Source organism: Parafilimonas terrae, from assembly GCF_900115755.1.
In the GTDB taxonomy this organism is placed as follows: domain Bacteria; phylum Bacteroidota; class Bacteroidia; order Chitinophagales; family Chitinophagaceae; genus Parafilimonas; species Parafilimonas terrae.
Genome location: NZ_FOXQ01000007.1, coordinates 1 through 15659 on the forward strand (window position 1 = coordinate 1; position 15659 = coordinate 15659).

At 39.4% G+C, this 15659-nt stretch carries 12 protein-coding genes; 6 read left to right on the forward strand and 6 right to left on the reverse strand.

What is annotated here, in order from left to right; all coding sequences use genetic code 11:
- On the forward strand, positions 1 to 732 hold a 732-nt coding region (locus BM015_RS12365; RefSeq protein ID WP_143075844.1), incomplete at its 5' end, for a T9SS type A sorting domain-containing protein.
- A gap of 66 nt (positions 733 to 798) precedes the next feature.
- Here BM015_RS12365 and carB read toward each other — a convergent pair.
- Positions 799 to 2445 (reverse strand): carbamoyl-phosphate synthase large subunit, encoded by a 1647-nt coding sequence (gene carB / locus BM015_RS12370; RefSeq protein WP_090658829.1) that lies wholly within the window; start codon positions 2443 to 2445, stop codon positions 799 to 801.
- A gap of 238 nt (positions 2446 to 2683) precedes the next feature.
- On the opposite strand from carB, the gene BM015_RS12375 reads away from it, so the two are divergent.
- On the forward strand, positions 2684 to 2974 hold the full coding sequence (locus BM015_RS12375) for a GNAT family N-acetyltransferase (RefSeq protein ID WP_090658831.1): 291 nt from the start codon (positions 2684 to 2686) through the stop codon (positions 2972 to 2974).
- 92 nt (positions 2975 to 3066) lie between these two features.
- Here BM015_RS12375 and ruvB read toward each other — a convergent pair whose 3' ends face one another.
- Entirely contained in the window at positions 3067 to 4101 is a 1035-nt protein-coding gene (gene ruvB / locus BM015_RS12380) for a Holliday junction branch migration DNA helicase RuvB (RefSeq protein ID WP_090658833.1), read from the reverse strand.
- Between the two features lie 446 nt (positions 4102 to 4547).
- On the opposite strand from ruvB, the gene BM015_RS12385 reads away from it, so the two are divergent.
- From BM015_RS12385 to BM015_RS12395, 3 genes are all read left to right on the forward strand, one after another.
- Positions 4548 to 5201, forward strand: coding sequence for a GIN domain-containing protein (locus BM015_RS12385; protein ID WP_177191895.1), 654 nt, complete (start codon positions 4548 to 4550; stop codon positions 5199 to 5201).
- Positions 5202 to 5433: 232 nt separating this feature from the next.
- Positions 5434 to 6483: a hypothetical protein gene (locus BM015_RS12390; RefSeq protein WP_143075845.1), complete on the forward strand. Its 1050-nt coding sequence runs from the start codon at positions 5434 to 5436 to the stop codon at positions 6481 to 6483.
- A gap of 283 nt (positions 6484 to 6766) precedes the next feature.
- Entirely contained in the window at positions 6767 to 7819 is a 1053-nt protein-coding gene (locus BM015_RS12395; RefSeq protein ID WP_143075846.1) for a hypothetical protein, read from the forward strand.
- A 74-nt stretch (positions 7820 to 7893) separates the two neighbouring features.
- On the opposite strand, the gene BM015_RS12400 is transcribed toward BM015_RS12395, so the two are convergent.
- Both BM015_RS12400 and BM015_RS12405 read right to left on the reverse strand, forming a co-directional pair.
- Complete coding sequence (locus BM015_RS12400) at positions 7894 to 8649, reverse strand: TIGR02757 family protein (RefSeq protein WP_090658842.1); 756 nt, start codon at positions 8647 to 8649, stop codon at positions 7894 to 7896.
- A 31-nt stretch (positions 8650 to 8680) separates the two neighbouring features.
- A complete protein-coding gene (locus BM015_RS12405) occupies positions 8681 to 10180 on the reverse strand; it encodes a hypothetical protein (protein ID WP_090658843.1) in 1500 nt (499 codons plus the stop codon).
- A 113-nt stretch (positions 10181 to 10293) separates the two neighbouring features.
- On the opposite strand from BM015_RS12405, the gene BM015_RS12410 reads away from it, so the two are divergent.
- Positions 10294 to 12087: a DNA polymerase III subunit gamma/tau gene (locus tag BM015_RS12410; protein ID WP_090658845.1), complete on the forward strand. Its 1794-nt coding sequence runs from the start codon at positions 10294 to 10296 to the stop codon at positions 12085 to 12087.
- A gap of 45 nt (positions 12088 to 12132) precedes the next feature.
- Here the strand turns inward: BM015_RS12410 and pafA are convergent, their stop codons facing one another.
- Together pafA and glgP are read right to left on the reverse strand one after the other, a co-directional pair.
- The gene (gene pafA / locus BM015_RS12415; RefSeq protein ID WP_090658848.1) at positions 12133 to 13776 is read right to left on the reverse strand and encodes an alkaline phosphatase PafA; all 1644 of its coding nucleotides are present in this window, start codon (positions 13774 to 13776) and stop codon (positions 12133 to 12135) included.
- A gap of 225 nt (positions 13777 to 14001) precedes the next feature.
- Complete coding sequence (glgP, locus tag BM015_RS12420) at positions 14002 to 15654, reverse strand: alpha-glucan family phosphorylase (protein WP_090658850.1); 1653 nt, start codon at positions 15652 to 15654, stop codon at positions 14002 to 14004.
- Positions 15655 to 15659: the final 5 nt, after the last annotated feature.

Sequence of the window (15659 nt, forward strand, 5' to 3'; positions counted from 1 at the left end):
GGTACGAACGGGGTTGTAACAACAGCCATTCCAAATTATTATGCATACGCCAATTCAATAAGTTTACAGCCGGATGGTAAAATAGTAGCTGCAGGCAATGCTTTGCCCCCTGATAGTGAGCAACAGCCATACTACAACCTTGCCTTAGCCCGTTACAACAACAATGGTACACCCATTGCCAAAAAAATACAGAAACTACTTAAATGGTGGCGCAACCGCAATAACAGCATAACCTTAAACTGGCAGAATACTGCAACCGGCAGCACAGGCGGTTATTACAGGGTACAACGTGCTGCCGCTTACAATACCGTTCAAACTACAGGCACATGGGTAAATATAGGCAGGGTTAGCAGCACTGCAGGAACAAATAGTAAAACACAATCCTTTACTGACAATAATCCTTTGCCCGGCACTAATTATTATCGCGTGCAGCAGGTAAACCCATCAGGGAATATAGAAACAACCAATATTGTTGCTGTAACAATAAATGAAGAAACCACCATATCTGTTTCTCCAAATCCTGTTCAAGACATGCTATATATAAAAGGATTGGATGCATCCGCCAGCTACAGCTTGCAGGTATCAAACAGGCAGGGCAATATCGTGGCAAGGGCAACAATCAAAAACGTGTCTTCATATAAGCTGAATGCAGAGCATTTGCCAAAAGGTGTGTATTATCTTAAGCTCGTATCAGGCAGTAATACAACGAATTTGAAGTTTGTGAAAGAATAAGGCAGAAACAAAAAGAGCGGATACTTTATTATCCGCTCTCCTTTAATCAATTAATTTAAGTTAACTCTACCCTTCAAAACTGCTGTAGAAGTACGGGGTCTTGGCTTCAAATTCTGCGCTGCAGGTATCAACCATTTTATAAACACGCGTTATACCGAGCGCCTTACGTTTTTCATACACATCTTCATCTGTGCAGCGGTCAATTAAAATGCGGGCAATCTGTTCATCACTAAAGCCATTATGCTTCGCTTCCTTTAAAAGCTCTTCCGGCAGGTTTTCCAATGTATGCTGTGCAATCAGCTTTTCAATTCTTACAATTTCCTGTATCTGGTAAATGAACCAGCGGTCGATACGGGTGGCTTGTACGATTGTTTTAATGGTCACGCCCTGCATCAGCGCGTCTTTAATGCGGAAAATACGGTCCCACTTCGGCGTTTTGATATATTCAATCAGTTCATCACTCTTCATCATGCTTTTTCCATAATAACCTAAACCAACAGCTTCGTTTTCCAGGCTTTGGCAGGCTTTCTGAATGGCTTCCGTAAAACTTCTACCTATGGCCATTACCTCGCCAACGCTTTTCATTTGAAGGCCAAGTGTATCGTTGGCGCCCTTGAATTTATCAAAATTCCAGCGCGGCATTTTTACAATTACGTAATCCAGCGCCGGTTCAAAATAGGCTGAAGTTGTTTTGGTGATCTGATTTTTAAGTTCATCCAACGTATAACCAATTGCAAGCTTGGCAGCAATTTTTGCAATAGGATAACCTGTTGCCTTACTTGCCAGCGCAGAAGAGCGGCTTACACGCGGGTTTATTTCAACTGAAATAATATCTTCTGTTTCAGGGTCAATAGCGAACTGCACATTACAACCGCCGGCGAAATTGCCGAGGCTGCGCATCATTTTTATGGCCTGGTTGCGCATTTCCTGGAAGGCGGAATCGCTCAGTGTCATGGCCGGCGCAACGGTGATAGAGTCGCCGGTATGAACACCCATCGGGTCAACGTTTTCAACAGTACAAATAATAACTACATTATCATTTTTATCGCGCAGCAATTCCAGTTCAAACTCTTTCCATCCAAGCACCGCTTTTTCAACCAGGACTTCGTGAATGGGCGATGCCTGCAAACCTCGCTGCAACGCTTCATCCAGCTCGCTTTTATCGTGCACAAAACCACCGCCGGTACCACCAAGGGTGAACGAAGGACGGATTACCAGCGGAAAACCAATTTCCTGCGCAAATTCTTTTCCTTCCAAAAAACTGTTGGCTACCCTGCTGGGCGCCACTTTAATATTTATATCAAGCATTAACTGCCTGAATTTTTCGCGGTCTTCAGCCACCTTAATGGCTTGTATATCAACACCTATAAGCCGCACATTATATTTTTCCCACAAGCCTAATTCATCCGCTTCAATACAAAGGTTAAGCGCCGTTTGGCCGCCCATAGTTGGCAATACAGCATCTATCTCATTCTCCTTTAAAATCTGTTCGATGCTTTCAGGCGTTAAGGGCAAAAGATAAACCTTGTCGGCCATCATCGGGTCGGTCATAATGGTGGCAGGGTTGCTGTTGATAAGCGTGACCTTAATGCCTTCTTCGCGCAGGCTGCGGGCTGCCTGCGAGCCGCTGTAATCAAATTCGCAAGCCTGGCCAATGATGATAGGACCTGAACCAATAATTAAAACCGATTGAATGGAATTGTCTTTAGGCATAGAAAAATAAATTGCGCAAATGTAACCTGCCGAAATTTATTTTGGGCAACCTTAAGTTTTTTATGTGAATTTTTTAGGGAGAACTTTTGACATGGCTGAAGTTGGATGCTTAATTCTCGGGCATGGCTGATGCTTCTCTAAAAGCAGGGAATAAACCCTGCCAGCGGTTATTTATAAATATTATCTTACGCATAATTTGTATAAACTACGCAAATAGTATCATCATTAAATTTATTTTATGCCGGATTACGAAGTAATAAATAATGAGCAGCAACAACAATTTGAAATTCATGCAGAAGGCGAAGTGGCCATTTTAGTGTATCGTTTCTACAAACATGATATTGCCTTGATGCACACGGAAGTGCCGCCAAAACTTGAAGGCAAAGGCATTGCATCAGTATTGGCAAAACATGCTTTGGAGTGGGCAAAAGCACATAAGAAGAGAGTGATGGTGTATTGCCCGTTTGTGGCTTTATACCTGAAACGCCATCCTGAATACAATGAACTGGTTGAAGTGAAAATTGATTAAAATATCGACATTTTGATATCCGCCCGAAATAATATGGGCAAACCTTAATGATACAAGAATGAAAAGTTCTGCGTTTTAGTCCCAGCGCTGCATCAGCTAAACAATGAACCCGCAAATCCTGCATTGCCGGGCTTTTTACCTAAATGTTCATAGGCTTTATGCGTTACTTCCCTGCCACGCGGCGTACGTTGTAAAAAGCCTTCCTGTATTAAAAAAGGTTCATACACTTCTTCAATAGTGCCGGGCTCTTCGCCAACAGCAGTTGCAATAGTAGTAATGCCAACAGGGCCGCCTTTGAATTTTTCGATGATGGCAGATAAAATACGGTTATCCATTTCATCTAATCCGTGCTCATCAACGTTTAGCGCTTTTAATGCATGTTGTGTAATGCCAATATCAATGATGCCATCATTCAATACCTGTGCAAAATCGCGTACACGGCGCAATAAGCCGTTTGCTATTCGCGGCGTACCGCGGCTGCGGCCTGCAATTTCATTGGCTGCGTCTGCAGAAATGGAAGTATTTAATATAGAAGCGCTGCGCTCAATAATCTTCTTCAGCGTATCGGCATTATAATATTCAAGCCGCGATTTAATGCCAAACCTTGATAGCAGGGGCGCCGTCAACAATCCGCTTCTCGTGGTGGCGCCAATCAACGTAAAAGGATTTAAATTAAGCTGTATGCTTCTTGCATTAGGCCCGCTGTCAATCATAATATCAATCCTGAAATCTTCCATTGCTGCATACAAATATTCTTCCACAACAGTACTTAAACGATGTATCTCATCAATAAACAAAACATCATTGGGTTCAAGGTTCGTTAATAAACCGGCAAGATCACCGGGCTTTTCAATTACAGGGCCGCTGGTTTCTTTTATATTTACGCCCAGTTCATTTGCCACAATTCTTGACAATGTTGTTTTGCCCAAACCCGGCGGGCCATGAAATAAAACATGATCCAGTGCTTCGCCGCGAATTTTAGCTGCTTTAATAAATATGATAAGATTTTCTATCAGTTGCTGCTGCCCTGCAAACTCAACAATCTGTTTAGGGCGAATGTTGTTTTCAAACTCTTTTTCTTCAACACTCAACTGCGATTTTTCATTATGCAAATTAGGATTCGCCATGTTATTTCAATCAGTATAATATCGCCAATAATTTTCTCAAAGTTATTGTTCTTACAGCAGCGCAAGATCAACCATAATTATTTTATATAAAACAGCAAGCTGTTTATTGATGAATATGATGAGGCCAGCTATTGAATATGCATTGAGCTTTGTTGCGTCGCACACTGCGGCAGCATATCATCGTTCAGTTGCTGCATATTCTGCGAAACCTCCTGGTTTTAAAAACAATCATCAAATATATTACTGCTGCATACAAATTGCCACACTTAAACTTGTTTAATCACTTTCCCATTAATCACGAAATATTAAATCCCGCTTACAGCTTTAAAATTCTCAGGAACCATCCATGCAGCAATTATCGCAATTTATGCAGCTAATTCAGCTTCCTGTACAGTTAGTGCTTTATATAAAGCATTCAAAAAAATATGTTTGCACAAAACACCTCAATGAAAAAACTATTAGCAATTTGCACAGCCGCTTTATTATTTGCCTCGTGTGAAAAAGATGTGGTACGCGGCACCGGGAGTATAGTTACTGAAGAAAGAAGTGCCGGAACTTTCAATGCCATAAGCACTTTCGGAAGCGCCAAAATATATGTATCTTATGCCCCCGAAATTACAGTGAAGGTAAAAGGCTACCAGAACCTTGTTTCAAATTATAAAACAGATGTAAGTGGCAATACGCTTAACCTGCGTTACCGCGATAATCTTAATGTAAGGAATGATAATATTGAAGTATATATTACCATGCCAGGCTTTAATGCGCTAACCTCAAATGGTTCTTCTCCCATAAAAGCCACCGGCAGTTATAATGACACGGAAAGCCTTGCCATTTCCACTTCGGGCAATGCTGATATAAGTATAGATGAAATGAATGTGAACAATTATACTATCCAGTCAAGCGGCAACAGCGATATTGCAACGCTGGGCGTTAAATCAAAATCAGCTAAGGTGGAATTATCAGGGAACGGAACAATTACCCTTTCCGTTCAGGATAAGCTTGACGTGCATATTTCAGGCAATGGAAAAGTGTCTTACAAAGGCGATCCGGGCGATATTACAACAGATATTAGCGGCAGCGGCACAGTGGTAAAACTGTAATAAATTATTTCTGCTTAAAGCCTCAATCAAAGTTTTGGTTGGGGCTTTTTGTTTTTCCATAAAGTGAATAGGTTATTGCCACTTCCGCTTGCGTAAATTTTGATAATACAGGAGTTTTTCATAAGTTTAAGGCCTGAAATTTCTTTAGTCCCGGAAAAATAGTATGCCCTGAATTAAATGTCAGCTTTTCTTAAACTAAACCAATTATTAAACATTCTTAGACCATTAACTTATGAAAAGAACCAATATCGCCGCATGCGCATGCATGCTCTTACTGCTCAATTCCTGCATGAAAGAAACAGCAGAAACCAGCCAGGTATCTTCACGCGAAAATAGTTTGACAGTTGTAAACGGGCCGGTAAAAATGCCCAGGATAGAATGGGCTTCCACAACTAAAACACAATTTATAGCCAATGCAGATGGTAATGGTACGGCTGAATTCACGCTGAACTTTTCGGCAAAAAAGCCAGGCATACAAATACAGGCATTTACTTTTCTGGCTTATGAAACAAATGAGAATGATGCCCTCTCAATTTTTACAAAAGATATACCCGCTTTTTTCAGTCCTACATCATATTATGGACAGGCCAAAGCTATCGCTACCCTCAACGGCACCGATATTGAATTACCGGATGACGGCAGTGCGGTACCGGTTACGTTTACTATTCATTATAATGTGCCTTCAGCAACGGGCAATGTAAAAAGCGGCGACACAGTTTCTGTGCAGTTAATCAGTATTGATTTCGTTAATAAAACAAGCCCTTATATTTTGTTACAAAGCCTTACTTCTCCTCTATCCCCGCAAATGATGATAACAGGCGCAAAACCACAATTAGGGCTTAATATTTATGATCCTGATGTTTTGCATTTAGGCTTAACCCGCATAATGCAATTTCAATATATTTCCAAAGGCGGCTCGCTGGGCATTAATAATCTGCCGTTGCATATTAATTGTTCAAATGCAAGGATAAGAAAAGAGCTGATTGTTAAAGATGAATATGGCCAAACGATAAATACAACAACTGTGCGTGACGGAGATAACTATATGATACATTTCCCGGAAGACTATAACCTGAATGGAATAAATACGCATACATTTTATGTGTATGCCAAAGTTTACCTGATGTATGGCCATGCATCAATACGCACCAAATTGCAACCTTCTTCTGCTTTTTCCTGGACGGATATTGCCGGCGGGCAAAGCATGCCTTTCACAAATGAAAATGCAATTTATTATCGCGATTATCCGAAAGGGTTGGTAACGGTTACGAAGAATTATTGATAGTTAACTATTTAAAAAAATTTAGCCACAGATGCACAGATAAATATTTGTGCATCTGTGGCTTTTTTACAAAGGCATATAAGTATTAATACTTTTCAATCACGCCCAAACCAAACAAAGCAAAATCATAAAATGATTTTTATATATTAAATTTATTCCATAGATTTATTACAGTCAAACTGCTTACTTGCATCACGTATATTTTACTAACGGATTTAGAAACCCTTTAAATGAAAAAACTATTTTATTTTTTTTATCTTTTTAAACCATAATTCTTAAGCTTATGAAAACGATCCTTCTCATCGCATGCGCATTCTTTTTATTTAATTCCTGCAAAAAAGAAACCACAGCTAACAGCCTTTCTTCAACCAATGAAAACAATGTTATAACAGTAACTGCCGGCCCGGTTAAGCCGCCCAAAATTGTAATGGCATCCACTACTAAAAGCCAGTTTATTGTGAATGCAGACGGCAGTGGTTATGCAGATCTTACTTTGAGTTTTGCATCAAAAAAACCAGGCATTGGTATTATTAATTTTGGGTTTACAGCTTATGAAACAAATAATAACGATGCCTTATTTATTCAGGAAGTGGACGTATTTGGCAGTTCAGCCCCGGCCTTTTTTCAGCCATATGATGAGCATGCTGCAGGTGCTACCTTAACTGCAGGTGTTTACTGGCTACCGGATGATGGTAGTTCAATACCTATAACCTTCAGGGCATATTATAATACGCCTTCCGCTTCGTCATCTGTACATTCCGGCGATACGGTTTCCATACAATTATATGGTTTAGATTATATCTCCAACACTAAACCCTCTATATATCCTGAATCTGTTATCTCTCCTCTTTCTCCGGAAATGATGATAACAGGTGCTAAACCTTTATTGGGGCTTAATATTTACGACCCCGATGTTTTGCATATTGGCTTAACACGGATACTTGAGTTGCAATATCTTTCACAGGGTGGTTCAATAGGTATCAATAATCTGCCATTGGTTATAAACTGTTCCAATACAAAAATCAGGAATAAGCTTATTGTTAAAGATGAAAACAATCAAACTGTAAATACTACAACAGTACGCAATGCGAATAACTATACAATACAGTTCCCGGCGAATTATAATTTGAATGGCATAAATGCACACACATTTTATATATACGCAAACGTTTATCAAATGAACGGGCAGGCTTCTATACGCACAAAGCTGCAACCGGCTTCTGCATTTTCATGGACGGATATTGCCGGTGGAAAAACAACGCCTTTTACAACTGAAAATGCAATTTATTATCGCGATTATCCGAAAGGGGCTGTAACGGTTACGAAGAACTATTGACAGGTAACTATTTAAAAAAATTTAGCCACAGATGCACAGATAAATATTTGTGAATCTGTGGCTTTTTATTAACATCAATACTTTTCAATCACGCCCAAACCAAACAAAGCAAAATCATATTTAACGGGATCATGGGCATCAAATTTTTTAAGCTGTTCTGTTAATTCAATTGCAGCATTCCAATCGGTTTGTTTGCGCTGCAGCAAATTAAAACGCTTGGCCACTCTTGCCACATGCACATCAACAGGGCAAATTAATTGTGAGGAATTGATGCTTTTCCATAAACCAAAATCAACACCTTTATTATCATCACGCACCATCCAGCGCAGAAACATATTTAAACGTTTACAGTTCGACTTTTTCTCCGGCGTTGCAATATGCTTTTTAGTGCGCAGTGGCACATCTTCCAAACTAAAAAAATAGTGATGAAACCCAATCAGCATCTGTTCAATGGTATTGCCCCATTTGGTAAATGCGGTTTCCAGGGAATCATTGTTTCGATAATGATATTGCAAAAATTCAACGAAGTACAAAAGGTCGGTTGGATTAAAAGTGCGGTGCTTAAACTCCAATAATCTTTTCAATCTTCCTAAATCTTCGTTCAGGCAAAATTCATGAGGCTGCATGTCCATCAGCTCCATTAATTCCCTTGATTTGCTGATAATAGTTTTGCGGTTTCCCCAGGCAAAAATGCTGGCAAAAAAACCGGCAATTTCTATATCCTGCTTTTTTGTAAAAAGATGGGGAATGCTGATGGGGTCATCCTTGATAAAAGAAGGCTGGTTGTATAATTCAAATTTGCTGTTGAGAAATTCTTTCAATCGGTACATACTTATATACTGCTCAAACAAAGGCAGGAAATTAATTTAATGTGATTCGTGCAAAAACCATTTTGTTTTTATAACTACAAGGTGCAATAATATTATTCGGGTCTATGCTCACAGCTTTATCGATTAATAAATGATATTTTAAATTCATTACAATCAAATGCGCATATTTAAACCGGTTGTCGTTTGTTAATACAATATGTCCTGTAGTTTTTTTATTGCCGCGGTATTGATCAAACAAGATATTAAACCCCGTTGTTGATTGAAATATAGTAGCATTATTGATTAAAGATGTTGTTTCTTTATCCAGCTCTCCTGTAAAACATTCTACACTTTTTACATCTTTTTGTTTTTCTAACACGATTGAAAAAAGCCGGAGGTCTTCGGGGTTTGGCTTTGCAGTCGGGATTACGATTTCTACATAATCATAAGTGTCATCTGTTAGAAAGTCATTGAACCCGAAATAATACCGCCGCTGACTATATAAAATATTGAAAAGAACATTACTGTTATATTTTCTGGATAATAAAACCGAGTCTTTAACAGGCTCATTGACAGATTTAATAAAAAGATTCATCTGATTCTTATTTTCATAACCGATTATTTGAAAGCTTTTTGTTTTTTTGAATACTGAATCTTGTATGAATTTATTTGTTATGACAGTATCAGGTTGTATATCTTCCAGATCTGCGTTAACATGCCATAAGAAAATACCTTTGGTTGAATCTGCTTCAAAACCTGCACAAACCGTATAGTTGCCATGGTACTCAGAAATATTAAAGCTTTCGTTCATTAAGCTCCCATAATCTAACCGCTTTAAAGAATTAATCGTATGATTGTTGTTCAGGTTTATCTTATACATCGTGAGCGTGTAAGTTTGACTTTCCTGTTTACTTAATGCAAGAAAAAGATTGCCATCTTCATTCAGCATCAAGCCATTTATTGAAGATGTATTTACATAAAACGGTAAACGTTGGGAGTCGCTGTGCATGTTATCAAATCCAAAATACTTGTAATCAATATCTATCACACCGGGCGAAGCGCTTATGAATTTTATCAAGGCAAAAGTTTTTTTGTTTCTTGAGGTGATGATATTATAAGCATAGTCATTGAGACCAGATCCTGCTTCCACTGATATACTGTCAATTGTCTGAAAAGCTAAACACTTGCCTTCCTCATTGAATATTGCGCGTTTGCATAAGTATGTATTTTCATTTAAATATTGATAAATGACCTCGAATGAATCATTTCTGTTTATAAAGGCAACATTATACTGTTCGTCATATTGCAGGATATTTGTTTTTACACGCTTCTTCACATGCATATCCTTATCATATATAATAATTTCCGACTTTTTAGGTTTACCGTCCGGAGTTTTCCAAATAAGAATATCATCTTTTACCTGGCCTATAATATTAAATTTTGAAATAATGGCATCTGCTTCCGGCAGAGAGTAACGAATTTTTTGACCGGCAGATATAAAAGGCAGGCAAAAAAATAAACTAAGAGTAATAAGATTGAAAGCTACTTTCATACAATGTATTAAAGGTATAATGTTGAACTAAAACATCTCAAATATACAGTGTGTATAAATTAAATGTTATTCTCGGATTTTGATTTTCGGCAATCACTAAATTGCATTTTTCTATGGATAAGTTTATTGTTTCAGCGAGAAAGTACAGGCCGCAAACTTTTGATACGGTTGTGGGCCAGCAGCATATTACCACCACTTTAAAAAATGCCATCAAAAACAAACAGCTGGCACATGCTTTTTTGTTTTGCGGGCCGCGTGGCGTGGGCAAAACAACCTGTGCCCGTATTCTTGCCAAAACAATTAACTGCGAAAACCTGCAGCCGGATGGAGAAGCCTGCAACGAATGTAACTCTTGTAAAAGTTTTAATGAAGGCACTTCGCTGAATATACATGAATTAGATGCGGCAAGTAATAATTCAGTTGATGATATAAGAACGCTGGTGGAGCAGGTACGTTTTATGCCACAGGCCGGTAAGTATAAAGTTTACATTGTGGATGAGGTGCACATGCTGAGTGCTTCGGCCTTTAATGCCTTTCTGAAAACACTGGAAGAACCACCGCCTTATGCCATTTTTATTCTAGCCACAACAGAGAAACATAAAATCCTGCCTACCATTTTATCGCGTTGCCAGATATTCGATTTTAAGCGTATTACAACTAACGATACGGTTGAGCATTTACAGGAAATTGCAGACAAGGAAAATATAAAAGCAGAAAAATCAGCGCTACAAATCATTGCTCAAAAGAGTGAAGGCTGTATGCGTGACGCCTTGAGCATCCTTGATAAGATTGTAAGTTTTACCAACGGCGAAGTGAATTACCGGAATACGCTTGAGCACCTGAACATCCTGGATGAAGATTACTATTTTAAATTACTCGATAGTTTGTTGCAGCAGGATATTGGCGCAGCCATGTTGCTGTATGATGAAATAAACAGCAAGGGTTTTGAAGGCGATATGGTGCTGAATGGTTTTGCAGAATTCCTGCGTAATCTTCTGGTAAGTAAAAATGCAAAGGCCGCTTCTTTGCTGGAAGTGGTGGAAGGCATGCAGGAAAAATATATTGCCAAAGCCGAACAGGTGAGCATGAGTTACCTGGTAAGCGCACTCAATATTTTAAATGAGTTTGAGATAAATTATAAAATGGCGCGTAATAAAAGGCTGCATGTTGAGCTGGCGCTTATTAAACTGAATTACCTGCAGCAGGCGCTTGAACTGGTGATTGAAAACGGGAATGTTGTTAAAAAAAAACGGGTTGATGCACCGGTAATCTATAAGAGCAAAACCATTGAACAAACGCCGGGTGCGCCGGTAAAAAAAACAGAAGCAAAGGTTATTATTCAGCAGCCGGCAAAAGAAAAAATTATATCACCGCCACAACCTGCTTCGCCTAAAGCTGCAAACACAGTTAAAGAACCTTCGGTAAAATATGCTGCTCCTAAAAATGGCAATGGTAAAAACCTGCTGGAGGCTTTGCGTGAAAAAGTTGGCGCAGATTATAATGTTGAAGAAGTAAAAGATGCCGAACCGTTAACACAGGAAAGGCTCAATGAAGTGTGGAATGATTATGCGGCCACACTGGAAGCACAGCCGAATAAGCACTCTACTTACCAAACATTCAGGATTGCTAAACTGAACGTGGAAACAGATAATTTCTTTACAGTAACCGTTCATGCATTAACCCAGCAAAAATTTATTGAACAGGAAAAAACTTTACTCTGCGATTTTATACAACGTGCATTTTATAACCGCAGCATTAATTTTAAAATACTCATTGAAGCCGGCGAAGAAGAAGAAGTCCCTATTTATCTTACATTGAACAGCCGTCAAAAATTTGACCGCATTGCAGAAAAATACCCGCTGGTAAAAGAATTAAAAAACAGGCTGAATTTGGATATTGATTATTAGATATCCGGCCAGACCACTATCGCGGGCCGATGGCAAAACAATCGCTTACTTTTCAAACACTTCTTCAATCACTTTGCCAACACAACCGCTTGGCATTTGAATATGCAGCATAGCCGCAACGGTTGCCGCAATATCCGTCATATAAGTTTCGCGGTTGGTTTTGCCGGGTTTTACATTCCATCCATAAAACAATAAAGGAATATGCGAATCGTAAGGATTCCAGAGGCCATGAGATGTGCCGGTACCATTGCCGCTGACATAACCGGATTTTAATTCAATCAGAATATCTGAACTGCGCTGCGGGAAATAAGAATTGCTGAACATTTTTTTCTGCACATCAGGTAAAGTTGCAGTGCTTATATTTTTCATGGAAACAGCTCTTGCCACACCAGGTTGAAGCTCCGCAAAATCAATAATAGTTCTTTCAATTGCACTCCTGTCAAGACTTAAAGAATCTATTACTTTATTATTTAAAAGTATCTGGCCATTATATTGGCCTTTCAATAGCCTGCCTGATTTATATTTTTTTAACAGCAATTCATTTAATTCTTTACCAAAAGTTCCGACGCTGAATGGCCCGCCGGGTAAATTATGTTTTACGGAATAGCCGGGGCTATTGGCGCCTGCATGATCTGCCGTAAGAAACACCAGGTAATTTCCTTCTCCCACCTGTTTGTCAAGAAAAGAAAGAAATCTTCCCAATGTTGAATCGAGCTTTATATAATCATCCATCTGTTCCCAGGAATCAGGGCCGAACGCATGGCCAACATAATCTGGAGAAGAGAAACTTACCGCTAAAAAATCGGTAGCATTGCCTTTACCAAGTTGTTCATTAATAACGGCAGCTTCTGCCATTGCTTCCAAAAAAGTATTGCCGTGCGGCGTTGATGTAATTTTTGAATAATCTTTCTGAATATAACCGGTGAGTTTATAAGGAAAGTGCGTTTGTTCTTTTCCAAAGGGTTTTGCTTCGTAAGGTTCATCATCTTCTCCGGCATATTCTTTATAAAGATTTTCAGGCAGGCTTAACGTCCAGTTAAGTTTATATAAAGAATCCTGAAGCCGGCGGTTATTGAAAGCATTAACCCACTCCGGCAGTTCTTTCATATAATAAGTGCTCGTAATGAATTTGCCTGCTTTAGGATTATACCAGTAAGCCGCATTGGCCACATGCCCGGCAGGCAATATAGAACCACGGTCTTTCATAGAAACACCAATTACTTTAGATGCATAATTGGTTGCAATTCTTAATTCATCTGTTATGGTGGTAACAACATTATTGCGCGGGCTCATTTTACCTGCATCGTCTGAAGCGCCAACCGTGCTTACAGCATCATCCTGCACACAATACATTTTTTTATCTTCAACATTGTCGTACCAATCATTGCCAACAATACCATTTATAGCAGGCACTGAACCCGTATATACACAGGCATGCCCCGCAGCCGTTACAGTGGGGGTATAAGGCACAAATGTATTTTCGGCGCTAAAGCCCTTATTCAACATTCTTTTAAACCCGCCGCTGTTGCTGTATAACGGGTAATATTTATACAGGTAATCCCAGCGCATCTGGTCAACAACAATACCCACAACAAGTTTAGGCCGCTGAACCTTATCTGTGGCGGCGGGCTGCGCAAAACTGTTTGCACTTAATAAAACTGTTATTAATATTAAGCATGCGTATTTCATTCGTACCATATTTATTTTTTCATTCGTTTCATGCAAAGCGTGTGTGAAAACGTTTTACATAAGCGTCGAGTATTGCTAAAATAATTATGGGCAAATGTAAAACCTGCCCATAAACAAAATGTAATACTATAATTGTTAACTATGAGGTAATATAGCTAAACTAAAGTGTGCATTGTGAAAACAAAGCGCAAGGCACTCTGCTGACAACTAACGCCTCACAGCATATTATTTATACAGCTTCTCATAATACTCATGCGCCATGCGGTTACTGTCGAACTGCACACGCACATCACGCATGCCATTCTTTCTTATCTGGCGCCATGTATCAGGCTGATCGTAATACAAAGGCAGAATTTGCTGCTCCAGCATTTCATAAATTTTATCAAGATCATACGCATCCTGTTCCTGCACATTCATATTCCTGTAATCTGCCTGCGGCACCACAAAACCATTATTGCCGTCATTAATAAATTCCGGTATCCATCCATCATCGGTAGAAAAATTAATAGCGCCGTTCATAGCAGCCGTCATGCCGCTTGTGCCGGAAGCTTCTCTTGGCACACGAGGATTATTCAGCCATATATCCGATGCCTGTTTCAACCTTTTGCTAAGCGCCAGCTCATATCCAACAAGCACTGCAACATTCTTATAGTTCTTGCTTAACTGCACAAGATTATTGAACTGCGTAATGGCAGGATAATCCACCGGGTAAGGCTTGCCCGCCCAGATGATCTGGACAGGATATTTTTTATTGTTTACAAGCGCATTAAAACGTTCCATATCCCACGAAAGAAAATCTGCCCTTTTATACCCGGCAAAACGCCTTGCCCACACAATGGTTAAAATGCTTGGGTTAAATAATTTTCCGGTTTGATCGGCCACAATTTCAAAAGCACGTTTTTTCAAATACCATTTCCGGTCATCAAAACGCCAGTCGTTATTTTCATCCATGGAAGCATACAACTGCTTATCGGCCCAATAGCGCCAGTTTTGCGCATTGGTGATAGAAGTGATAGGACAAATGCCACTGTATTTACTCCACATTTCATTCGATACTTTTCCATGCAGCTTTGAAACGCCGTTAGCCATTTTTGCAAACCGCAGTGCCGCCAGCGAATGATTGAACTGGTCATCTTCAATGCCTGTAAGCTTTCTAACCTCGTCAATGCTAAAGCCACAGAAATAACTCATCTTCTGGCACAGGTAAATATCATGTTTTTCATTTCCGGCTTCTTCAGGCGTATGCGTGGTAAACACCAAATGCTCTTTCAGCTTTTCAACGCTTTTATATTTCTGCAACAAATAAAACGCAGATGAAATGCCATGCGCTTCGTTCAAATGATATAAATCGGGGTTGAAATTTAATTCATCTATCAGTTTGGCGCCGCCAATGCCCAGCAGCATAAACTGCGCAACTTTTGTGGAAACATTGGCATCGTATAAACGGTGACAAATTGTTTGAGATACATAATCGTTCTCAGGCAAATCAGTGCTTAATAAAAATAAAGGCGCTGAATTAAATGTTTCGGGATTGAGATAATATGCCTTCACCCAAACAGGCACATCGTGCACAATTATCTGAAATTTTATGCCTGTATCTTCAAGAAAGCTGTATATTTTTTCCATCCAGGTTACCTGCAGGGTTTGATCCTGGTTGCGGGCCTGGTCGTAATACCCGTATTTCCATAAAATGCCAATGCCGATAAGATTTTGTTTTAGCTCATAAGCGCTGCGAAGATGTGAACCTGAAAGAAAACCCAGGCCGCCGCTGTAAATTTTCAATGGCTGATGTATGGCAAACTCCATTGAGAAATAGGCAACTTTTTTAGAATAACGATCGTCTGATGTATAGGGAACTTTAAAATTTTTAAAATCCATAGTTC